This window comes from Tritonibacter horizontis, assembly GCF_001518015.1.
GTDB classification, from domain to species: Bacteria; Pseudomonadota; Alphaproteobacteria; order Rhodobacterales; family Rhodobacteraceae; genus Epibacterium; species Epibacterium horizontis.
In genome coordinates, this window is the sequence record NZ_LPUY01000040.1 from 1 (window position 1) to 19880 (window position 19880).

Here is a 19880-nt window from a genome sequence, read left to right on the forward strand (position 1 = left end):
CGCGGGATTTTATTCCCGCGTGCGGAAGGCGCCGCGCAAATCAGAGGCCGGTGGGCGGCTCTCGTGATGGCAATTAAGCTCATGTTCACAGATGTTTACCCGAAGAACGCCGGTGCAGAAAAAAACTGAATTTTTTCTGGGATTGGCTATTGCATTTCCCGCCCCAATACATCAGATATGCGCCTCACGGAGAGGTGGCCGAGTGGTCGAAGGCGCACGCCTGGAAAGTGTGTAGGCGGGAGACCGTCTCCAGGGTTCGAATCCCTGTCTCTCCGCCATAACCCCAGTTTGTTGTATGTTTCAGGTTGCTCGTGCCAAAGACCGCGCTGCGGTTTGTCACGTCAGCCCTGATGTGGGTTCTGCGCGCTTGCTTTGTGTCCCGGGGATTAGCCGTGCACGTCGTCGATGGACAGCTTGACAAAGAGGTCAGGGACAGGCTGGGTGCGGCCAGCCGCGCTGGCTCTTTCGTTACCTATCAGGAGCCCGGACATGCGGCTGATTTTCCTCACAATTCTTGTCATGATCGCGTTTGCCGCAAATTCAATCCTGGGACGATGGGCGATTGGGGGCGGTCATATGGACGCAACCGGGTTTGGGGTCGTGCGCCTGGCCTCGGGGGCGGCGATGCTGGCGTTTTTATGCGTTCTGCAGGGCGGACGTCCGACAGAGGGGCGGCGGCGGTCGCTTGCCGGCGGAGCGGCGCTGACACTCTATATCGTCGGATTTTCAGTGGCATATGTTGCGCTGGACGCGGGGCTTGGGGCCTTGGTGCTGTTTGGTGTGGTTCAAGTGTCGATGTTTGGGTGGGGAATTGTCTGCCGACATCCCGTTGCACCATTGCAAATTGCCGGGGCTGCGGCAGCGCTTTTGGGGCTGGGCTATGTGGTCTGGCCGGGTGGTCAGGTCGAAGCCCCGCTCTGGGCGGTGTTCTGCATGGGAGCAGGGGGGCTTGGTTGGGGGATCTACAGCCTGATCGGCCGTGGCGCGCAGGCACCGGTTGCAGCGAGCGCGGTGAATTTCGCGCTTGCAACGGTGATGATCCTGCCGGCGGTCTGGTGGTTCGGTGGCGGCAATGTGATCCAGCCATTCGGGGTGGTATTGGCCATGGTGTCGGGGGCGCTGACCTCTGGGCTTGGCTATGCGCTCTGGTATCGCGTCTTGCCACAGATCTCCGGCCCGGTCGCGGCCACGGTGCAATTGAGCGTGCCCGTCATTGCCATCCTCGCCGGCGCCCTGCTGCTGGGCGAGGCGATTGGCGGCCGCTTGATCTTTGGCTCTGCGATCGTGTTGGGCGGAATTGCGCTGGTGATCTTCTGTCCGCCGCAGGCATCGAGCGGCAGCTGACAGAACGAGGGCTTTTCCTCATTGGTTTCTGAGCCTATGTCAGGGCGCATGAAAAAAATCGTCCTATCGTTTGTTTTCCTATGCTCCAGTGCATTTGCCCGCCCGGCGCTGGCGGAGGACGGCTGTGTCATTCTGTTGCATGGTCTGGCGCGAACCGAGGCATCGTTTCTGGTGATGGAAGAGGCGCTGACCGCGCGCGGCTACGTGGTCGTTCGTCCCGGGTACCCCTCGACAGAACACACGGTTGAGCGGCTCGCTGATGCGGTTCTGCCGCGTGCCTTTGACGCCTGTCACGACACCACTCCGGTGCATCTGGTCACCCATTCAATGGGGGGGATCCTTGTGCGCTATTGGCTTTCGCACACGCGTCCGGTCACCTTGGGGCGTGTGGTGATGCTCGCCCCTCCGAACAAAGGCAGCGAGCTGGTTGACGAAATGGGCGACTGGGCGGTCTTCGACCTTTTGCACGGCCCGGCCGGTCAGGAGCTGGGGACCGGCCCGACGAGCCTGCCCAACCGCCTGCCGCCTGTGGACTATCCTGTGGGGGTGATCGCGGGCAACCAGTCGCTGAACCCGATGTTCTCGGCGATGATTCCAGGCCCTGACGATAGCAAGGTTTCGGTGGAGAGCACTGCGGTTGCCGGCATGTCGGCGCAGCTGATCCTACCGGTGACCCACACATATATGATGAACAATCCACGGGTGATTGCGCAGGTCGCGCAGTTCCTCAAGACGGGTCGGTTTGAGCCCTCGCTTGGGTGGCTCGACGGCGTATTGGGGCAGAACTGGGATGGCGGGTTGAATGGAGAGGACTAGAAAATGGCAGTGACCGGACATGTGACGCTGCGGCTGGTGGCGGCGGATGTCCTGCACCCGACCGGGATCGAGCGGGACGGGGCGCTGACGATCGCCGACGGGCGTGTCGCAGAGGGCGCGCCTGCGGGCAAGACGCGTGAGATTGATTTGCGCGGCTATCGCATCCGACCCGGCATTATTGATTTGCACGGGGATGGCTTTGAACGGCACGTTGCACCGCGGCGTGGTGCCATGAAGCAGATGGGCGAAGGCATTCGCGCCACAGAGGCGGAACTGGCCGCCAACGGTATCACGACCGGCGTGTTGGCCCAATTCCTCTCTTGGGAGGGGGGGCTGCGTGGGCCCGAATTCGCCGCCGAGGTGTTTGCAGGCCTCAGCCAGGTGCGCGACCAGCTGGTCACCGATCTGATCCCGCAATTGCGGTTTGAGGTTCATATGCTCGACACATATGACGCCTTGCCGGAGCTGATCGCCCAATGGGGCATTCCCTATGTGGTCTTCAACGATCATTTGCCGCATGACCGGCTGGCTTTGGGAAAGAAGCCGCCGCGCCTGACAGGGCAGGCCTTGAAAGCGGGGCGCAACCCGGACGCGCATTTTGAAATGCTCCTGGCGCTGCATGGGCGCCGCGACGAGGTCCCCGCCGCATTGGATGGTCTTTGTGCGCGCTTGCGGGAGGATGGTGTCCTTTTTGGCAGCCATGACGATCAGAGCCAAGAGGATCGTGCCGCCTGGAGGACCCGAGGTGCCCGAATCGCAGAATTTCCTGAAACGGTGGAGGCGGCAGAGGCGGCGCGCGCGGGCGGTGACCACATTATACTCGGGTCCCCCAACGTGGTGCGCGGAGGCAGTCACAAGGGCAATGCCTCGGCTCTGGAATTGATCACGATGGGGTTTTGTGATGCGTTGGCGTCAGATTACCACTACCCCAGTCCGCGTCGTGCGGCGCTGCTGTTGGAGAAATCCGGTGTTCTGTCCCCGGAGACTGCCTGGGCGCTGTTGTCGACCGGACCGGCGCGGGTCCTTGGCCTTGCGGATCGCGGCGACCTTGGCCCCGGACAGCGCGCGGATCTGGTGATCCTGGATGAACAGGATCATGTCGCGGCAACCATATCCGGTGGCCGCGTCAGCTATATGAGCGGTGATATTGCAGCACGGTTCCTGGCCTGACCCGTTGGAAAAGTCGCGTTGAACGCTGAAAGAAAATCCCTGAGGTCAGTCAGCAAGCCCGCAGAGGCCGTTGCCGCAGGCTGCGAAGGGGGCCCGCCGCGCGTCAGGCCCAATGGGCCCTCCTTGCGGCGCGGTGACCCCCGCCCGAAACGGGCGCGATCACCGATCGTGGGCCTACCAGCCGTCGCGCCCTTCGGACCGGATCACGCGATTGACATGGCCCATCTTGCGACCGGGTTTTGCCTCCGTCTTTCCGTAAAGGTGGATGGCGCAGTCCGGTTCTTTGGCAAGGTCGGCAATGCGGTCCACATCGTCACCAATCAGGTTCTCCATGACCACATCCGCATAGCGCGCACCGTTTCCGATGGTCCACCCTGCGATGGCCCGGATGTGCTGCTCGAATTGATCGATGGTGCAACCCTCTTGCGTCCAGTGGCCGGAGTTATGCACCCGTGGCGCGATCTCATTGACCACGAGCCCATGACCGGTGACAAAGATCTCCACCCCCAGAACGCCAACGTAATCCAGTGCGTTCAGGATCTTGCCGGCCATCAGCACCGCGTCCATACTCTGCCCCGTGCTGAGGTTTGCAGGCACCGTCGAGGTGCTGAGCACCCCTTCAAGATGCACGTTCTCGGCCGGGTCGTAGCAGGCGACCTTGCCGTTCAGACTGCGGGCAGCAATCACCGAGACCTCGTGGCTGAAGGGCACAAAACCTTCGAGAATGGCGGGCGCGCCCTGCATGGCGGCCAGCGCCGCCGGCGCCTCGGACGGGTCCATCAGGCGCACCTGACCCTTGCCGTCATACCCAAAGCGCCGTGTCTTGAGGATTGACGGTGTGCCGACATGTTCCAGCGCGGCGTCCAGCTCTGCGGCGTCTGCCACCTCTGCAAAGGGGGCGGTGGCCAGTCCAAGATCCTGAAGAAACGTCTTTTCCGTCAACCGATCCTGCGACACCCGCAACGCCTCGCGACCGGGGCGGATGGGTTTCAGCTCCTCAAGAATGTCCAGCGCTGCGGTTGGGATATTCTCAAACTCGTAGGTGATGACATCCACGGTCTCGGCAAAGGCGCGCAGCGCGGCCTCATCTTCAAAGCCTGCCGTGGTCACCCGATCCGCGACATGGCCCGCTGGGGGCGCGGATGACGGGTCAAAGATATGGGTGGTGAACCCCAGGCGCGCGGCCGCCACGGAGAGCATGCGACCCAGTTGGCCACCGCCGAGAATGCCAATTCTGGCACCGGGTTCTAGGATTTGGGCGGGATCAGTCATCGGTTGGTTCCTCGGGGATGGAAGCGGCAAGGGCCGTGCGCCAGGCATCCAGACGCGCGGCGAGGGCAGGGTCACTCACCGCGAGGATCCCCGCGGCCATCAGGCCTGCGTTGGCAGCCCCGGCGGCGCCGATCGCCATGGTGGCCACCGGGAACCCCTTGGGCATCTGGACGATGGAATAGAGGCTGTCGACACCAGAAAGCGCGCGGGTCTGCACCGGGACACCGACGACGGGCACACGGGTTTTCGAGGCCATCATGCCAGGCAGATGCGCCGCCCCGCCGGCCCCGGCGATAATCACATGCAGGCCACGGTCGGCTGCGGTCTTTCCGTAGTCCCATAGCCGGTCTGGCGTGCGGTGGGCGGAGACGATGCGTGTCTCGTAAACGACGCCCAGTTCGTCCAGAATCGTGGCGGCTTCTTTCATCGTGGGCCAGTCGGACTGGCTCCCCATGATGATCCCTACTTTGATCTCGGCCATATCTCGCCTCTCTGTGGAAGGAGCGCGCACCTTAGCCAAAATGGCTGAAATGGCAATGCGCTGCAACGGGTGTTTCGGCATTGTTGCAGGGGCCAGTTGGCAGAAGAAAACCAAAGGGATCCGATGCGGCACCCCGCAGCGCCTGCGCCTGTACTGGCATTCGACCGACTCCAGGGAGGAGCGGCGTCTTGCTGCTCCGCGCCAGCCTCGTCCCGGCTGGGAGCCCTCCCGGCCGGGGTTGCATGCCGACGTTCATTCGGGCGACACCCGGGCGTTCGAACGGGTCTCACTCAGGCGATAATATCCGGCAACAGTCGGTCTTCGATCAGTGAAATCTTGTCCTTCAGGTTCAGTTTCTGCTTTTTGAGGCGACGGATCGTCAATGGATCTGCGGTGCCCCTCTCTTCCAGCGCGTCAATCGCCTCGTCCAGATCGCGGTGTTCGCGACGAAAGACTTCCAGCTCTACCCGAAGCACATCTTCGGTAGCCATTGACAGATCGGACCGCTCGTTCATTTGCGACTCTTGTTAAGGACAGTGAAACAGTAGGCACATTAGGCTCTGTCAGACCTCGGTACCAGAGGTACCTTTGCGGGAATACAGAAGCTTGGACTTGTGAAACGGCAGGAACATCCCATATTCTATACCATATCGGTTGCCAGATTGGGACCGAAAGAAACCGTCGCTTTCGAATTAAGGACGAGAAAACAGTGTCGAAACTTACCTTGGGTGCATACCCGCATATGCTGGGCTTTGAGCAGCTGGAACGACTTCTGGAACGCTCTGCCAAATCCGGTAATGAGGGCTATCCTCCCTATAATATTGAACAGACTTCCGAGGATTCCTATCGCATTACCCTGGCCGTGGCCGGGTTTGCGGAGCGGGATCTGGCGATCACGGTCGAGGATCGGCAATTGGTGATTCGGGGTCGCCAGAGTGACGAGTCCGATGGGCGGATTTTTCTGCATCGGGGGATTGCTGCCCGTCAATTCCAGCGCATGTTTGTGCTGGCAGATGGCGTCGAAGTCGGCGAAGCGGTGATGGAAAACGGGCTACTGCATGTGGATCTCACGCGGTCGCGACCGGAAACTGTCGTCCAGACAATAAACATCAGAAAGGGGTAAATCATGCAGACACCAGTGAACATCGCAGAGACCGGCGGTCGTACCGTTTATGTGAAAACCGTGGACGTAGCCGATCTGCCCGAAACGGTTCAGGCCACTGTGCCGGGTCACAAACAACTTTATGCGGTGCATGACGAAGCCGGGGAACAGTTGGCTCTGGTTGCCGATCGAAACATGGCTTTCGTTCTGGCGCGTCAACACGACTACGCACCCGTCGCCGTGCACTAAATCCGGTTTGCGCCGCAGCGGTCTGGTCCCTCGCGTTTTGAGCTGTTCCAGACTGCTGCAGCGTCCAATGCGCCATTCAATGTCATAAAGACCCCGTTCCGGTTGGCGGAGCGGGTTTTTTTTGATGCGTGCGGGGCCGACCCGGAGCCATTTGTCTTTGCAGAGAATTTTGTATCGGCACAACGCTCCGGGCTTGAGGCGGCAGGGTGCAGATGGTTGCCTTGCGGCGATCCGGCCACCGGAGCAGCGAGAGCACAAACAGGGAGAACGAGATGGCGCAATTCCAATTCGATTGGGTGGATGCGTTTAGCGACCGCCCCTTTGGCGGCAATGGCTGCGCGGTGGTCCATGGCGGCGCGGTCCTGCCCGAGACGGTTGCCTGCGCCTACGTGCGCGAGACATCCCTGGTCGAGTGCACCTTTACCGGTCCGTCGGACATTGCCGACGTCCGCGTGCGTTACTTTCTCGCCAGCCGCGAGATCCCTTTTGCAGGCCACCCGACGATTGCAACCGTGGCGGCGATGCGGGATCGGGGCATGATTTCGGGTGACCGGATCGTGCTGGAGACCGGGGCGGGTCTGGTGCCGGTGGATCTGGTCGGAGACAGAATCGTCATGCAGCAGGTGGCGCCAACCTTTGGCGTGCAGCCCGCGCCAGAGCTGGTGGCCGCGGCGATCAACCTGCCCGTTGACCAGATCATTGGCAAACCGCAGCTGGTTTCCACCGGTTTGCCGTTCTGTATCACCCTATTGAAGGATCATGCATCCCTAAAGGCGGCCACACTCAATGCGGCGGCAATGGGGGCGCTTGGCAAGGTCCTCGGGTCGGACGGGGATGATATGATGGAGCCGTTTCTGGTCACGCTAGAGGGCTACACGCCTGCGGGAGACACGTTTTCGCGCCTGCTTCTGTTGCCGCCCAGCCCGGCCGAGGATCCTTTCACCGGATCGGCCACGGGCGCGATGGCGGCTTACCTCTGGCGGCACGGCTTTATGGAAAAGACTGAGTTCATTGCTGAACAAGGGCATTTGATGGGGCGTCCCGGTCAGGCGGTGGTCACGCGGTTGGGCCGTCCTGACGCCCCGACCGGGGTGCGGGTCGGGGGGCAAGGAACCGTTCTGATGCGGGGATCCGTAGACCTGCCCGATCAGGTCTAGCGGGGATCGGTGGCGTGTGTCGCAGCAAGGCGATCAATGACGACAGGGTCTTGAGCGCGCATTTCGTCGGCGCGTTTGCGGAGCACATCTTGTCGCCACCGACCGTGACGTTGAGTGCGGTCAGGCCACGTCACGAACCTGCATCGGCGGGGCCTCGGATTGGAAAGTGAACCGTGCCACCAGGCTCCCCAATTGGCGCGCCTCATCATCAAGCACCTGTCCGGCAGCGGTTGTCTCTTCAACCATTGCTGCGTTTTGTTGGGTCATCTGGTCCAGCTGTGCCACCGCTATGTTGATTTCACCAATGCCTGTCGATTGTTCCGCGGCGCCATTTGCGATGCCGGAAATCGATTCTGAAATCTGGTTCACCCGGGCTGCAATATTCGCGATGGAGTCGCCAGCTTGGTCCACCAGCTTGACACCTTCGCCGACGTGGTTCGAGCTTTCGGAAATCAACGTCTTTATTTTTTGGTGGCGGAATCCGCCGACCGTTGAGCGAGGGCTTGCACTTCAGCGGCCACAACCGCAAATCCACGCCCGGCTTCGCCCGCCCGCGCCGCCTCCACCCCTGCGTTCAGGGCGAGTAGGTTGGTCTGAAAAGCGATGTCATCAATGACAGAGATAATCTGGCCGATCTGGGACGAAGAGGCCTCGATCTTGTTCATTGCGGCAACGGCGGTCTTGACTGTGGCGCTGCAACTGTCGGTTTCGATCCGGGCGCTGTTCATCGCGTCCTCGACTTCGCGCGCGCCACTGGCGGCGGATTTGACCGAGATTGTCATTTCTTCCAGCGCGGCGGCGGTTTGCTCCAGCGTTGCGGCCTGTCCTTCGGTGCGTTCAGACAGGTCGCTGGCGGCGCGGTTGATTTCGGCGGCGCCTGTGATCAGCGTATGGGTCTTTTCGTGAACGCGGGCCAATGTGTCGGCCATTTTATCCACGGCGACATTGAAATTCGTGTGCAGGACCTGGTATTCGTCGGCAAGGGTTTCGGTGATGTGGCAGTCCAGCTTGCCGTCCGCCAGATCGCCAAGTCGGCGACTGAGGATTTCGACAACTTCATTGGCATCCGCCTGTCGCTGTTCGGCCTCGGCCGTGGCGCGTTCGGCCCGTTCAGCCTGTTCTTCCGCTTCTGTTTGTTTCTGAACCAGGGCCAGGTCGGCCGCCGCCTTTTTAGCCAGGCTGAGCAGGAGAACACTGCTTTCCAGAACAACAATCAGCGCGTGGACAACGGTGCGTTCGATATTGGCCAGAATGCCCCCCGACGGGTAGACCAGAGACGGCAACAGGACGCTAAAGGATACGTGGTGCAGCGCGACCAGGACCGTCGCCAGCAACAAGGCCTTGACGTTCGCCAGGGTTGAAACGATCGCCAGAACCGCGAAAAACAGCATATGGGTGTCGATCTGCCAAGCGTGACCGCTCATCGAGGAGGTCAGGACGATACAATGACCGACCAGACATGCGCTGAGCAGATAGTCATGCGCGCTTTTGTCTAGGCGCGTCGCGACATAGCCGAGTGCACCAAGCGCGGCGCTGATCAGGCCGAAAACCCACCAGGCGTTATTGTCTTCGGCAACCATAAAGGCGGCAATGGCTGGCAAGGGGACGAGGAGCCAGCTGGTTGCTTGCTGGATGAACCGCCCCGAGTAAATAAACCTTGGCAACGAGAGCTTGGGAAGGGAGCGGGTCAAACGGCGCATAGTTCTGCGATCCTTTTTCCATCGATAACGAACCAGGCACCCATGTCGAAGAGGCGGTGAATATCCTCCGCATCCTCGGGGATCACCAAGACCCCCATAGGGGCCTCGGCCGTGATCATCTCTGAAACCGCAGCGCGGCGAGCGATATCAACGGCGCGCGACCAGGGCGCTGCTACAACAAGTGCCGGTTCCCCTGCCATGGGCGCAGGTGCCCCTGCCAGCGCCAGAAGTGGGGCCAACAACACGGCCGATAGGCAGGACAGGGAAACAATCAGGTACGACATGGCTTTCCTTGTAGCTCGTTTAAAAGCCATACGCCCCTTTCGTTAGCAATCAGTTGATACATCGGGAAATTCAGGCGGTCCCTGATGCGATTTCAATAGTCGGTCACGACAGGCCACTGCATCAGGCCGAGGATGGCATTGAAACGAAAACGGCCCGCCAATCTGGCGAGCCGTTGAAAATGCAGATCTAAATCACGCAGGCTGTGTCAGCCGGTCAGGTCCCGCTGATCAAGCCCATGCTCTCCAGTTTCAAAAGAACCTGATGGGCGCAATTATCGACTTCGGTGTTTTCGGTCTCAATGCTCAGCTCAGGGTTCTGCGGCACATCATAAGGGTCGGAGATGCCGGTGAATTCCTTGATCTTGCCTTCACGCGCGAGCTTGTAGAGCCCTTTGCGGTCCCGGCGTTCGCATTCCTCGATGGAGGTGGCGACATGCACTTCGACGAAGGCACCGAACTGTTCGATTTCCTCGCGCACGTGGCGGCGTGTCGCCGCATAGGGGGCGATCGGCGCACAGATCGCGATGCCACCGTTCTTGGTGATCTCGGACGCAACATAGCCGATACGCTTGATGTTGAGATCGCGGTGCTCTTTCGAGAATCCCAGCTCCGAGCTGAGGTTCTTACGCACGATATCGCCATCCAGAAGCGTCACAGGGCGACCGCCCATTTCCATCAGCTTGACCATCAGCGCGTTGGCGATGGTGGACTTGCCGGAGCCGGAGAAGCCGGTGAAGAACACGGTGAAGCCCTGCTGAGCGCGCGGCGGCTTGGTGCGGCGCAGTTCCTTCACAACCTCGGGGAAGGAGAACCACTCGGGGATTTCCAGACCTTCGGACAGACGCCGACGCAGCTCGGTGCCGGAGATGTTCAGGATGGTGATGTCATCCTTGTCTTTGATTTCGTCAATGGCCTCGTATTGGGCGCGTTCCTGCACCCAGACCATGTGTTTGAAATCGACCATCTCGATGCCCATTTCCTCTTGATGCTCGCGGAACAGGTCCTGTGCATCATAGGGGCCATAGAAATCTTCGCCGGCGGAGTTCTTGCCGGGGCCGGCGTGGTCGCGGCCAACGATGAAGTGGGTGCAGCCGTAGTTCTTGCGGATCAATCCGTGCCAGACGGCCTCGCGCGGGCCGGCCATGCGCATCGCCAACGGCAGCAGCGACATCGTTGTGGTGGCGGCCGGGTATTTGTCCAGAACCGCCTCATAGCAGCGCACGCGGGTGAAGTGGTCCACATCGCCCGGTTTGGTCATGCCGACAACCGGATGGATCAGCAGGTTGGCCTGTGCTTCCTTGGCCGCGCGGAAGGTCAGTTCCTGGTGCGCGCGGTGCAACGGGTTGCGGGTCTGGAACGCAACCACACGACGCCAGCCCATTTTGCGCAGGAAGGTGCGCAATTCGTTGGGGGTGTCGCGGCGGGCGCGGAAATCATAGTGGATCGGCTGCTGAATGCCGGTGACCGGACCACCAAGATAGATCTTGCCCGCATGGTTGTGCAGGTAATTCACGGCGGGATGCGCTTCATCGTCAGCGCCAAAGACTTTTTCCGCTTCGACCGATTTGTTCGGTTCCCAGCGATCGGTCACGGTCATGGTCGCCAGGATGACGCCCTCTTGATCGCGCAGGGCGATGTCCTGACCAATCTCGATGGACGAGGCGAAATCCTCGGACACATCAAGGGTGATCGGCATCGGCCAGAGCGAGCCGTCGGCGAGGCGCATGTTTTCGACGACACCGTTGTAGTCTTCCTCGGTCAGGAAGCCTTTGAGCGGGTTGAAACCACCGTTCATCAGCAGTTCGAGGTCGCAAATCTGTCGGGGTGTCAGGTCATGGCTGGTCAGTTCACCGGCTTCAACCTTTAATTTCTGGGCGGAATCATAAGATACAAAGAGTTCTGGGATGGGTGCCAAATTTCTCAACATAGTCATAAAAGTCTCTTTCGGCTGACGTGGCGGCGATATTCGCGGGAGTAGCTCATCGCGGGGGAGAATGTCTAGTCGCACATTCTAAAAAGGAAGAATTGGGCGTGAATTGCCGGAGGACGATCAACGGTTATCCCAAAACCGTTCAATGTGGAACAGACTGCCCGTTTTCGCGGCCCGGGCAAGACGGAGGGTTCAGGTCATGGCGGAAGGGTCCAGTGTGGTGATCACTGGATCGAGGCTGGATGCCCGTGGCAGGGGCAGGGCGCGAACCGGAACATCCACGCCGCGCAGCTCGAAGGTTTCGAATTCGATTCCCGGATCGGGGATCTCGGCGGCTTGGAAAACCTCGTGCGAGACCAGCAATTCGACACCGCGCTCCTTTGTCTTGGCCTCCAGGCGGCTGGCGACATTGACGGCAGAGCCGATCAGGGTGCGGGGCGCATTGTCAACGGTGCCGATTTCACCCAGTACAACAGTGCCTGCGTGCAGTCCCATGCCGATGCGGACGGGGTCCTCGCCTTCCGAGGCCAGTACCCGGTTGAACCGGGCCAGCGCCACGCCGATATTCGATGCAGCGGCAAGCGCGGCGCGGGCGGAGGATTTCGGATCGCTTGTTTCGAACAAGGCCAGCATGCCATCGCCCATATATTTGTCGACGGTGCCGCCGACGCGGGTGACTTCGGGGACGATGGCATCGAAAAACCGGTTCAGCAGAAACACAACGTCATAGGGCAACAGCCCTGCAGAACGCGCGGTAAAGCCGCGAATGTCCAGAAACAGGATGGCGATGGCCTTTTCTTCGCCCTGTGCTGAATGGACCTGTCGCCGCCCTTTCGGGGTATAGACCCGTTTGACCGTCAGCGCCGCAGTTGGTCGAATTTGACAGGCGAGGCGGACATCTTCGGCGGCATTCACCGCCCTGAGGCTGCGGGTCTCGGCGGCACTGGGGGCGGGCAGCAAGTCCAGACCGTCCTGCACCGCGACCCGGCAGGTGGTGCAGCGGCCCTTGCCACCGCAGAGGGAGGGGTGCGGGATGCCCTGCATCTGCGACATTTCCAGCAGGGTCAGACCACGATCCGCTGTGATCTGTGGCCCGTCAATGTAAGTGACGCGGACCGAGCGGCTGCGCTGGACCAGCCGTCGCAGATAATAAAGACTGATGGCGGCTGCCAAGAGGCCCAGAAAAATCCAGAGCGCACTGCGGGAGACCTCTGCCAGATGGGAGGCCTCTGTCGGGTTTGGCCAGTTGTAATCGGCCATGATCTGCGCCGCGAAACCGTCGTCGTCAAAGAGGTCCCACATCCGCCGCCCTTCGGTGACCAAGCCCGCAAGCGCAAGACTGGGCACCAGCACGGCGGCACCGATCATATAGGGCGTGGTCATTCGCCACCACCAGGTCAGCCGCAGCCACATATGCAAACCAATGCAGCCGTGAATCCAGACAGCGAGCAGTAGTAGGTACTGCTGCAAAGCTTCCGGAGAAGACCAGAGCATGAGTATGACCGAGGACATGTCGTCCTCCACACCGAACACGCGCTCGGCGTAATTGGTGTGGACGATATGCTGAAAAAGTTGCAGCGGGATCAGTAGACCAAGCGCCAGTTGGAACCATTGGCTGAAGCTCATCCTCAGGGTCCGCCGGGTCGCAACCTGCCAGAGGGCCAACCCCATGTGGGTGGTAAGTGCGCCAAATAGAGTAAGCTGTCCAAGCGGATTTGCGGTGATCGCTTCGCGCCCCTTTTGGACCGCCTCCAACAGGTCTGGCGAAACAAGTCCAGCAGCCACGTTCAGGAAGTGGAAAAACGCAAACAGGAACAGAATAAGCCCGGAGACGAGCCGGCTGATTTGGATCCAGTTGCCTTGCCAAAGTGCTTGCGCCACGGTTGGTCACACCCCCTGTCGGTTCAGGGTTCAGTATGCGATCTCTTGGATGCTGTCACCTGTTCGCGCTGCGGGCGCGTATCTTCACGGGAGAGTGGCGCGCCCGGAACACGTCGACGCACTGCGCCGCACCAAGCCTGGCTCTTGCCGAGGCATTCGGCGCGATCTCGCGGACAGCTGCGATCCCCAGGCCCGGATCCTCTGCCCGGGAGCGCGGGCGAGCCATTGCTGCTCGCCCGTCTGTCTTTTATTTGCTTTTCTTCTCACCAAGAGACAGCGGCTTCATAGCGCCAGAGTTCGCTGTTGCCAGCACCTTGGGCTTTTCCTGCTTTGGCTTCTTGGCTTCCTTATTTCCACGCTTGTTATTGCCTTTTCCCATCATGACCTCACACAGATTGAAATTCTGCGCCGGCGATATGCCGGGCAGATCGATCCTCAGAAAAATCAGGGTTGCCTGACCGGCATCAGGGCGATGACTTCGATGAGTCGCACGCGGCGGAATTCGAACACGCTGCGTTCTTTTAGAATGTGCCTGCGCAGGCCGTCTTGCAAGAGACCGCATCGCTGATTTGGGTGTTTTTCGGCGCAGCTTCGCCCTGGCAGGGCAGGGCGGACGACAAAAGCCCCCGCCGCCAAGGCAACTCCGGAGGCCTTGCAGGATAAAGACCCCCGAAGTTGCCTTCGAGAGTCTTGAGGTCGTATCCGGCTTGGCGCTTTTGGGTCAGTCCTGTTCCGCCAGGAACCGTTCGGCGTCCAGTGCGGCCATGCAGCCCATGCCGGCCGAGGTCACCGCCTGTCGGTATTTGTGGTCGGTCAGATCGCCGGCCGCAAAGATGCCGGGAATGGAGGTTTCGGTAGAGCCAGGCTTCACAGTGACATAGCCGCCATTGTGGGTTTCCAGCACGTCTTTGACCAATTCTGTCGCCGGAGCATGGCCGATGGCGACAAAAACGCCCTTTGCCGGGATTTCGGTGATTTCACCTGTCTTGGTGTGACGCACGCGCACGCCTTCCACGCCGAGTGGCGTGTCGGTGCCGGTCACCTCTTCCAGTTCGTGAAACCACAGCGGCTCGATCTTGGGGTTCTTCATCAGCCGGTCGATCAGGATCTTTTCGGCCCGCAGTTCGTCCCGGCGGTGGATCAGGGTGACCTTGGAGGCAAAGTTGGTCAGAAACAGCGCTTCTTCCACCGCAGTATTGCCGCCACCGATCACCACGATTTCCTGACCACGATAGAAAAACCCGTCACAGGTGGCACAGGCGGAAACGCCAAAGCCCTTGAATTTCTCTTCCGATGGCAGGCCCAGCCATTTGGCACGGGCGCCGGTGGCCAGAATGACCGCATCAGCGGTGTAGGTGTTGCCACTGTCGCCTTTGGCCACAAACGGCCGTGTCGAGGTGTCGAGCGAGGTGATGATATCGCCAATGATCTCGGTGCCCATGGCGCGCGCGTGGGCTTCCATGTTGACCATCAGGTCCGGCCCCTGAATTTCGGTGTGGCCGGGCCAGTTTTCCACCTCTGTGGTGGTGGTCAGCTGACCGCCCGGTTCGATCCCCTGAACCAGGATCGGTTCCAGCATCGCCCGGCTGGCGTAGACGCCTGCGGTATAGCCTGCCGGGCCGGAGCCGATGATCAGAACCTTGGTATGGCGCGTTTCGCTCATGTGCTTTCCCTAACGTCTTGCGGTCTATTGCGGAGTGTTTGCGGTCTTGCCGCCGTCGGAGACTGCATATAACTGCGTCGCGCGCCTGCTTAAAGCCCTTCGTTGCGGCGCCGGGTGCAATGCGGCCACCCCTTTCCGGCGCAGGTCAACGAATGGGAGGGCCGCGCCTGATGGGGCTGATGACAGGAATGTTGCGGCCTTGTGAAACAATATTGCGCAATCGCGCATCGCTGCTATAAGAATTACAAAAATGAGAAGAGGGCACTGAAATGGTCACCACTCGCCTTGACCCGATTGACCGTATGATTTTGTCGGAATTACAGGCTGATGGCCGAATGACGAATGTCGAACTGGCCAAACGGGTTGGAATATCTGCGCCGCCCTGTCTGCGGCGCGTGCGGGCGTTGGAAGAGGCAGGGTTGATCCGGGGCTACCATGCGGATGTGAACGACCGGGAGCTGGGATTCGAGGTTCAGGTCTTTGCCATGGTCGGTCTGGAAAGTCAGGCGGAGGCGGAACTGTCTGCGTTCGAGGAAAAATGCCGCGGCTGGCCGCTTGTGCGGGAATGCCACATGCTGAATGGCGAGGTGGATTTCATCCTGAAATGTGTCGCGCCTGACCTGTCGACCTTTCAGCGGTTCCTGACCGGTGATCTTCTGACAACGCCAAATGTGGCCAGCGTCAAGACGTCGCTGGTGATCCGGGGTGCCAAGGATGAACCGGGGGTGCCGTTTGACGTCCTGGAAGAACGTTTGGCGCGCAACGCCTGATCAGGCCTGCATGACCCGGGCCCGGTCAAAGGCGAGCGGGCCAAAATCGCTGATCTGCTCCACATGTGGGAACATGTTCAAAAAGAGCGTCTTGATCGGATAGCTCACCAGTCGCAGCGCGTCGGGGCCAGGGTGATAGGTTTCCAGCTCAAGCCCGCCGACGCGGATCACCGCATGCTGTGCAAGGCAGAGGTGGTACATGTCGATGGGGGCTGGTGGCGCGGTTTCGACAATGTTCATCCCATCAAGAAATTCCTGCACCGGCGTCAGCAGCGGGCTGTCCCCTTCGGCGTGGCGCATATGGGCGGGCGTGCGCAGCAGACGCGCCGCTGGCCCTGTCACGACGCAGGAGGCCGGCCGTTCCATGCCCAAGGCATCCGCCATGAAACTGGTGAGCGCCTGAACCGTGCCCGTGGCAGCCTTGCGGCTGGGGATCAGCGTCGTCATGCCCTTCCAGATCAGTGGCTCGTAGGTGCCTTTGCGGGTCAGGATTCTGTCGCCGGGATACAGATCCTCGATCGCGATGGGACCGTGATCCGTCTCAACAAGCGAGCCACGGGTAAAAGCGGTGAAGGCCTGTTCAAAGAGAGGCAGCGCCGGGGCGATATGCCGGGTTTCGGCAACCTGACCGCCCGAAAGCAGGCTGCACACCTCATATCGGCGCAGCTGCGGCTTGGCAGAGCCGCGGGCACCAGAATGATCCCGCAACAGCGGTTTGGTGTCTGCAATATTCATTGCAGCGCGCTGCAACGATTGAGGTACACTCATTATTCCTTGCCCTCTCAATTGGCGTGGCGCAGTCCCGGCCCCCACCGAGATTACGCGTGCGAGATACTCCTCGATCCGTCGCCCGAAACGGGACGTTGGGCCGGTGTCCATGGCATGCCACCCTAAAAGGCAGGATGCCGGGATCCTGTCCGGACCGTCGCCGCGTCTGTGGTGCAGGCGAGATGAGGCCTGCAACAAATTTTGCAGGATTGACGAGTCTTCTGGTCGGCCGGTTCGGTGCAACTGGCGCAGGGAACCCTCCCGACAGCTTAGCTTTCATGTATTCTGTTTTTGACGACTATTGCGGTCTGAATATGGCCGAGCAGTGAAAACACCGGAAAGCTCTCAGGAAAACTTTTTAAAATTAATATACCTTTGTAATCGTCTGTAAAATAAACGAAAAAATCGGACCGTTGAGGTCCGAAGGCAGCCGCATAGGGCTGTGGTCTTGCAAATGTGGCGAAATTCATTCGGCCCGGCCGCATTCGCGGCGTCCATCCTGCCTCAGCTTGGGGCCGACCGGGTCAGAGCCGAATGCAGGAAATCAGGCGTCCGTAGTCGGCTTCTTTGGCATGGGTGGTGCGTCGGTAGGAGTAGAACCGCTCTGGGTCACTATAGGTGCAGTGGCGCGTCCATTCGCAATGCGCAAGGCCTGCCGCGCGGAGGCGACTCAGGCCAAAGGCGGGCAGGTCGAACATCATGCGATCACCTGTGCCCTGGGCAAAAAAGCGCGCGTTGTCCTGATCTTGGAGCAGGAAATCGTCAAAGAATTCCGGGCCGACCTCATAGGCGCGCTGTGAAATGCTGGGGCCGATGACCGCGCGGATGCGGTCTCGCTGCGCGCCGAGTGACAGCATCGCCTCAACTGTGGCCTCCAGAACGCCGTCGAGCGTGCCACGCCAGCCGGCATGGGCGGCACCGATCACCCGCGCCTCTGGGTCCGCAAAAAGCACAGGCTGGCAATCGGCCGTGAGAACGGAAAGAACCAGGCCCGGCGTCGCGGTGACCAGCGCATCCACCTTGGGGCGCGGTTCATCGGTGGGGCTCGGGACGTCAGTCACGACGCTGACCGCGGCAGAATGAACCTGATGCATGCCGATCAGCTGCTCTGGTGCGACCGTAAAGGTTTCGGCGACACGAGCCCGGTTCAACAGAACGGCCTCGCGCTGATCCGAAGAGCCGGTGCCGCAGTTCAGCCCGAGAAAAATGCCGGAAGAGGCCCCGCCCTTGCGGGTAAAGAACCCGTGTTCGATTGGGGTCAGGAGATCGGAGGCGACAAATTCAAGCGTCATGGTTCCAGTCCTGCGGGGGGAGGGGAGGATGGCGGATAGAGGCCGAGCACTTTGAACAGGTTTCCCATTTCCTGCGGATGCGTCAACCGTCGATGTGCGGCGGTCAACTGTGCAAGCGGGTCCGGGTCGAGGGCGGCGGCCAAACTGCGCGCACGTTCGGTAATTCCGAGGCGTTCCAGAAAAATCCCCTGCGGACAAAGCCGCGTATGCGCGCATCCCGCACGGGTGGCTGCCTCGGCCAGGATTTCAAAATCCACATGCGCGGTGAGGTCGGCCGCGCCCGGGTCCTGCAGCGGGTCCGTTGGGGCATGCGCCCGCAGCGCTTGCAGGGTATCGCCCAGCGACCGCCAGTCGCCGTAATCCACAAGAAGAGCCGCGCCCCCATGTCGGGCGATCCGTTGGGCGATGGCTTCGGTCAGCACGGCGGCGGCTTCGCAGGTTTCAACCAGATCACCGTCCTTGGTGTCCGGCAGACGATGCGCCAGTGCGGGCTGATCGGCCTGCGCCCCCAGACCGAGCCGCAATCCCGTGCCCTCCGCGTCAAGCCCGACCCGGCGCTCTCGCCACCCGGTGCCGTCGCGCTGGAACTGGCGAATGGGCAGCGCATCAAAGAATTCGTTGGCCACAAGGAACAACGGCTGTTGCGGCAGATCCTCGACCGACGGCAGCCAGCGCGGCGCGTAGGGTTTCAACGCAACCGCCTGCTGTTCGCGCATGCGGGGCGAGGCCTCGATCAGGACCAGCGTCATCGCCGCATGAAAGCCGGGGACAGCAGCCGTTGCGCGCAGCAGATCGGCCATCAGGGTGCCGCGCCCGGGACCCAGCTCCGCCAGGGTGAATGGGTCCGGGCTCCCCTGGTCGAGCCAGGCCTGCACCAGCGCCAGCCCGAGCAATTCACCAAACATCTGGCTGATCTCGGGCGCGGTGATGAAATCCCCCTTGGCGCCGATCGGGGTCGCCGTTGTGTAATAGCCATATTGGGGATTCAGCAGGCATTCGGACATATAGTCCGCCAGGCTGAGCGGCCCGTCCAAGGAGATGCGCCGGATCAACGTATCCTTCAGGGTCATGCCGGGCGCTCCTTCGCGGCCTCATGCCGGGATCGGAGCACAAACCAAAGCCCGATGGCGATCATCGGCAGAGACAGCGCTTGCCCCTGGGTCAGGCCAACGCCACCAAACTGCCAGGCCAGACCAAGCGGATTGCCTTCTGTGACGAACTGCACGTCCGGCTGACGGAAAAATTCAACGATGAAACGGGCGCTGCCATAGCCCGCCATGAACACCCCGAGAACCCGGCCCGGCGCGTGAAAGGCATGGCGGCGGTAGACCATCCAGAGGATCAGTGCGCCGAGGATCAGCCCCTCCATCGCGGCCTCGTAAAGCTGGCTGGGGTGGCGTCCGCAGAGCACGCCCAGAGGCTGTCCGCAGTCCTGTGCCGCCGCAGTGGGAAAGGCAACGCCCCAGGGCAGGTCGGTCGCGCGACCCCAAAGCTCGGCGTTGATGAAATTTGCCAGCCGGCCGAGCAGCAGACCGGGCGCAACCGAGTGGGCCACAAGATCCGCCATCGCCAGTTTGTCGATCCCTTGACGCTGGGCATAGATCCAGGACGCCAGGACCACGCCCAACAGGCCACCGTGAAACGCCATGCCGCCTTCCCAGATGCGCAGAACCTGGAACGGGTCGTCAAGATAGACGCCCGGCTGGTAGAACAGAACGTAGCCCAGCCGCCCGCCGAGGATCACCCCGAGGATGATCCAGGTCAGCAGGTCCTCGACCTGCCGGGGCTGCATCGGCGGGGTGCCACCCGGCCACAGAGCGGGCCGCCTCAGCGCCCGTGTCGCCAGCCCCCAGGCGATGAGGATACCGACGATATAGGCCAGCGCATACCAGCGCAGCGCGAACTCCATCCCGAACAAAGAGATGGAGAACAACTCGGGCGAAAGGTTGGGAAAGGGGAGCGGTCCTGCCTGCATGGGGTCTGTGTGCCTCGTTGGGGCAA

At 61.1% G+C, this 19880-nt stretch carries 21 protein-coding genes and 1 tRNA gene; 8 read left to right on the plus strand and 14 right to left on the minus strand.

Features of this window, described 5'->3' with window-relative positions:
* Positions 1 to 188 precede the first annotated feature (188 nt).
* The 4 genes from TRIHO_RS06055 to TRIHO_RS06070 all read left to right on the plus strand — a co-directional run bounded on the left by TRIHO_RS06055 (position 189) and on the right by TRIHO_RS06070 (position 3330).
* A tRNA-Ser gene (locus TRIHO_RS06055) sits at positions 189 to 278 on the plus strand.
* A gap of 211 nt (positions 279 to 489) precedes the next feature.
* The gene (locus TRIHO_RS06060) at positions 490 to 1344 is read left to right on the plus strand and encodes a DMT family transporter (protein ID WP_068241272.1); all 855 of its coding nucleotides are present in this window, start codon (positions 490 to 492) and stop codon (positions 1342 to 1344) included.
* 48 nt (positions 1345 to 1392) lie between these two features.
* Positions 1393 to 2160, plus strand: coding sequence for an alpha/beta fold hydrolase (locus tag TRIHO_RS06065; protein ID WP_082705048.1), 768 nt, complete (start codon positions 1393 to 1395; stop codon positions 2158 to 2160).
* Positions 2161 to 2163: 3 nt separating this feature from the next.
* Positions 2164 to 3330 (plus strand): alpha-D-ribose 1-methylphosphonate 5-triphosphate diphosphatase, encoded by a 1167-nt coding sequence (locus tag TRIHO_RS06070; protein WP_068241274.1) that lies wholly within the window; start codon positions 2164 to 2166, stop codon positions 3328 to 3330.
* A gap of 174 nt (positions 3331 to 3504) precedes the next feature.
* On the opposite strand, the gene TRIHO_RS06075 is transcribed toward TRIHO_RS06070, so the two are convergent.
* The 3 genes from TRIHO_RS06075 to TRIHO_RS06085 all read right to left on the minus strand — a co-directional run bounded on the left by TRIHO_RS06075 (position 3505) and on the right by TRIHO_RS06085 (position 5598).
* Positions 3505 to 4602: a 5-(carboxyamino)imidazole ribonucleotide synthase gene (locus TRIHO_RS06075; RefSeq protein WP_068241276.1), complete on the minus strand. Its 1098-nt coding sequence runs from the start codon at positions 4600 to 4602 to the stop codon at positions 3505 to 3507.
* A complete protein-coding gene (purE, locus tag TRIHO_RS06080) occupies positions 4595 to 5083 on the minus strand; it encodes a 5-(carboxyamino)imidazole ribonucleotide mutase (RefSeq protein ID WP_068241277.1) in 489 nt (162 codons plus the stop codon). Before purE ends, TRIHO_RS06075 begins: the two co-directional genes overlap by 8 nt.
* 290 nt (positions 5084 to 5373) lie before the next feature.
* Positions 5374 to 5598, minus strand: coding sequence for a YdcH family protein (locus TRIHO_RS06085; protein ID WP_068241280.1), 225 nt, complete (start codon positions 5596 to 5598; stop codon positions 5374 to 5376).
* A gap of 194 nt (positions 5599 to 5792) precedes the next feature.
* Between TRIHO_RS06085 and TRIHO_RS06090 the strand changes: the two genes are divergently transcribed.
* The 3 genes from TRIHO_RS06090 (at position 5793) to TRIHO_RS06100 (ending at position 7591) form a co-directional block, all read left to right on the plus strand.
* Complete coding sequence (locus TRIHO_RS06090; protein ID WP_165595892.1) at positions 5793 to 6206, plus strand: Hsp20 family protein; 414 nt, start codon at positions 5793 to 5795, stop codon at positions 6204 to 6206.
* Between the two features lie 3 nt (positions 6207 to 6209).
* Positions 6210 to 6434, plus strand: a complete 225-nt coding sequence (locus TRIHO_RS06095; RefSeq protein ID WP_068241284.1) for a DUF1150 family protein — start codon at positions 6210 to 6212, stop codon at positions 6432 to 6434.
* A 272-nt stretch (positions 6435 to 6706) separates the two neighbouring features.
* Positions 6707 to 7591 carry a PhzF family phenazine biosynthesis protein gene (locus TRIHO_RS06100; RefSeq protein WP_068241286.1) on the plus strand — a complete coding sequence of 295 codons (885 nt, stop codon included), beginning with the start codon at positions 6707 to 6709 and terminating at the stop codon, positions 7589 to 7591.
* 120 nt (positions 7592 to 7711) lie between these two features.
* On the opposite strand, the gene TRIHO_RS24365 is transcribed toward TRIHO_RS06100, so the two are convergent.
* From TRIHO_RS24365 to trxB, 7 genes are all read right to left on the minus strand, one after another.
* Complete coding sequence (locus tag TRIHO_RS24365; protein ID WP_332307196.1) at positions 7712 to 8002, minus strand: hypothetical protein; 291 nt, start codon at positions 8000 to 8002, stop codon at positions 7712 to 7714.
* A gap of 50 nt (positions 8003 to 8052) precedes the next feature.
* Positions 8053 to 9291 (minus strand): methyl-accepting chemotaxis protein, encoded by a 1239-nt coding sequence (locus TRIHO_RS06105; RefSeq protein WP_207498641.1) that lies wholly within the window; start codon positions 9289 to 9291, stop codon positions 8053 to 8055.
* Complete coding sequence (locus tag TRIHO_RS06110; RefSeq protein WP_068241288.1) at positions 9279 to 9575, minus strand: hypothetical protein; 297 nt, start codon at positions 9573 to 9575, stop codon at positions 9279 to 9281. Before TRIHO_RS06110 ends, TRIHO_RS06105 begins: the two co-directional genes overlap by 13 nt.
* 214 nt (positions 9576 to 9789) lie before the next feature.
* Positions 9790 to 11508 (minus strand): bifunctional sulfate adenylyltransferase/adenylylsulfate kinase, encoded by a 1719-nt coding sequence (locus TRIHO_RS06115; protein ID WP_068241290.1) that lies wholly within the window; start codon positions 11506 to 11508, stop codon positions 9790 to 9792.
* A 189-nt stretch (positions 11509 to 11697) separates the two neighbouring features.
* Positions 11698 to 13386 (minus strand): adenylate/guanylate cyclase domain-containing protein, encoded by a 1689-nt coding sequence (locus tag TRIHO_RS06120; RefSeq protein WP_068241292.1) that lies wholly within the window; start codon positions 13384 to 13386, stop codon positions 11698 to 11700.
* 247 nt (positions 13387 to 13633) lie between these two features.
* Positions 13634 to 13948, minus strand: coding sequence for a hypothetical protein (locus TRIHO_RS23655; protein WP_131811179.1), 315 nt, complete (start codon positions 13946 to 13948; stop codon positions 13634 to 13636).
* A gap of 159 nt (positions 13949 to 14107) precedes the next feature.
* Positions 14108 to 15049: a thioredoxin-disulfide reductase gene (gene trxB, locus TRIHO_RS06125; protein ID WP_068241294.1), complete on the minus strand. Its 942-nt coding sequence runs from the start codon at positions 15047 to 15049 to the stop codon at positions 14108 to 14110.
* A 269-nt stretch (positions 15050 to 15318) separates the two neighbouring features.
* On the opposite strand from trxB, the gene TRIHO_RS06130 reads away from it, so the two are divergent.
* Positions 15319 to 15819, plus strand: a complete 501-nt coding sequence (locus TRIHO_RS06130; RefSeq protein WP_068241296.1) for an Lrp/AsnC family transcriptional regulator — start codon at positions 15319 to 15321, stop codon at positions 15817 to 15819.
* On the opposite strand, the gene TRIHO_RS06135 is transcribed toward TRIHO_RS06130, so the two are convergent.
* The 4 genes from TRIHO_RS06135 to lgt all read right to left on the minus strand — a co-directional run bounded on the left by TRIHO_RS06135 (position 15820) and on the right by lgt (position 19854).
* On the minus strand, positions 15820 to 16587 hold the full coding sequence (locus TRIHO_RS06135) for a Hint domain-containing protein (protein WP_068241298.1): 768 nt from the start codon (positions 16585 to 16587) through the stop codon (positions 15820 to 15822).
* Between the two features lie 524 nt (positions 16588 to 17111).
* A complete protein-coding gene (pgeF, locus tag TRIHO_RS06140) occupies positions 17112 to 17879 on the minus strand; it encodes a peptidoglycan editing factor PgeF (protein ID WP_068241300.1) in 768 nt (255 codons plus the stop codon).
* Positions 17876 to 18949 carry a class I SAM-dependent methyltransferase gene (locus TRIHO_RS06145; protein ID WP_068241302.1) on the minus strand — a complete coding sequence of 358 codons (1074 nt, stop codon included), beginning with the start codon at positions 18947 to 18949 and terminating at the stop codon, positions 17876 to 17878. The genes pgeF and TRIHO_RS06145 overlap by 4 nt, the downstream gene beginning before the upstream one ends.
* Complete coding sequence (lgt, locus tag TRIHO_RS06150; RefSeq protein WP_068241304.1) at positions 18946 to 19854, minus strand: prolipoprotein diacylglyceryl transferase; 909 nt, start codon at positions 19852 to 19854, stop codon at positions 18946 to 18948. Before lgt ends, TRIHO_RS06145 begins: the two co-directional genes overlap by 4 nt.
* Positions 19855 to 19880 lie beyond the last annotated feature (26 nt).

Bases quoted from the DNA above. Each gene is read 5' to 3' on its own strand.
- TRIHO_RS06060 (WP_068241272.1), top strand. From the start codon at position 490: ATGCGGCTGATTTTCCTCACAATTCTTGTCATGATCGCGTTTGCCGCA.
- TRIHO_RS06065 (WP_082705048.1), top strand. From the start codon at position 1,393: ATGAAAAAAATCGTCCTATCGTTTGTTTTCCTATGCTCCAGTGCATTT.
- TRIHO_RS06070 (WP_068241274.1), top strand. From the start codon at position 2,164: ATGGCAGTGACCGGACATGTGACGCTGCGGCTGGTGGCGGCGGATGTC.
- TRIHO_RS06075 (WP_068241276.1), bottom strand. From the start codon at position 4,602: ATGACTGATCCCGCCCAAATCCTAGAACCCGGTGCCAGAATTGGCATT.
- purE (WP_068241277.1), bottom strand. From the start codon at position 5,083: ATGGCCGAGATCAAAGTAGGGATCATCATGGGGAGCCAGTCCGACTGG.
- TRIHO_RS06085 (WP_068241280.1), bottom strand. From the start codon at position 5,598: ATGAACGAGCGGTCCGATCTGTCAATGGCTACCGAAGATGTGCTTCGG.
- TRIHO_RS06095 (WP_068241284.1), top strand. From the start codon at position 6,210: ATGCAGACACCAGTGAACATCGCAGAGACCGGCGGTCGTACCGTTTAT.
- TRIHO_RS06100 (WP_068241286.1), top strand. From the start codon at position 6,707: ATGGCGCAATTCCAATTCGATTGGGTGGATGCGTTTAGCGACCGCCCC.
- TRIHO_RS06105 (WP_207498641.1), bottom strand. From the start codon at position 9,291: ATGCGCCGTTTGACCCGCTCCCTTCCCAAGCTCTCGTTGCCAAGGTTT.
- TRIHO_RS06110 (WP_068241288.1), bottom strand. From the start codon at position 9,575: ATGTCGTACCTGATTGTTTCCCTGTCCTGCCTATCGGCCGTGTTGTTG.
- TRIHO_RS06115 (WP_068241290.1), bottom strand. From the start codon at position 11,508: ATGACTATGTTGAGAAATTTGGCACCCATCCCAGAACTCTTTGTATCT.
- TRIHO_RS23655 (WP_131811179.1), bottom strand. From the start codon at position 13,948: ATGCGGTCTCTTGCAAGACGGCCTGCGCAGGCACATTCTAAAAGAACG.
- trxB (WP_068241294.1), bottom strand. From the start codon at position 15,049: ATGAGCGAAACGCGCCATACCAAGGTTCTGATCATCGGCTCCGGCCCG.
- TRIHO_RS06130 (WP_068241296.1), top strand. From the start codon at position 15,319: ATGGTCACCACTCGCCTTGACCCGATTGACCGTATGATTTTGTCGGAA.
- TRIHO_RS06135 (WP_068241298.1), bottom strand. From the start codon at position 16,587: ATGAGTGTACCTCAATCGTTGCAGCGCGCTGCAATGAATATTGCAGAC.
- pgeF (WP_068241300.1), bottom strand. From the start codon at position 17,879: ATGACGCTTGAATTTGTCGCCTCCGATCTCCTGACCCCAATCGAACAC.
- TRIHO_RS06145 (WP_068241302.1), bottom strand. From the start codon at position 18,949: ATGACCCTGAAGGATACGTTGATCCGGCGCATCTCCTTGGACGGGCCG.
- lgt (WP_068241304.1), bottom strand. From the start codon at position 19,854: ATGCAGGCAGGACCGCTCCCCTTTCCCAACCTTTCGCCCGAGTTGTTC.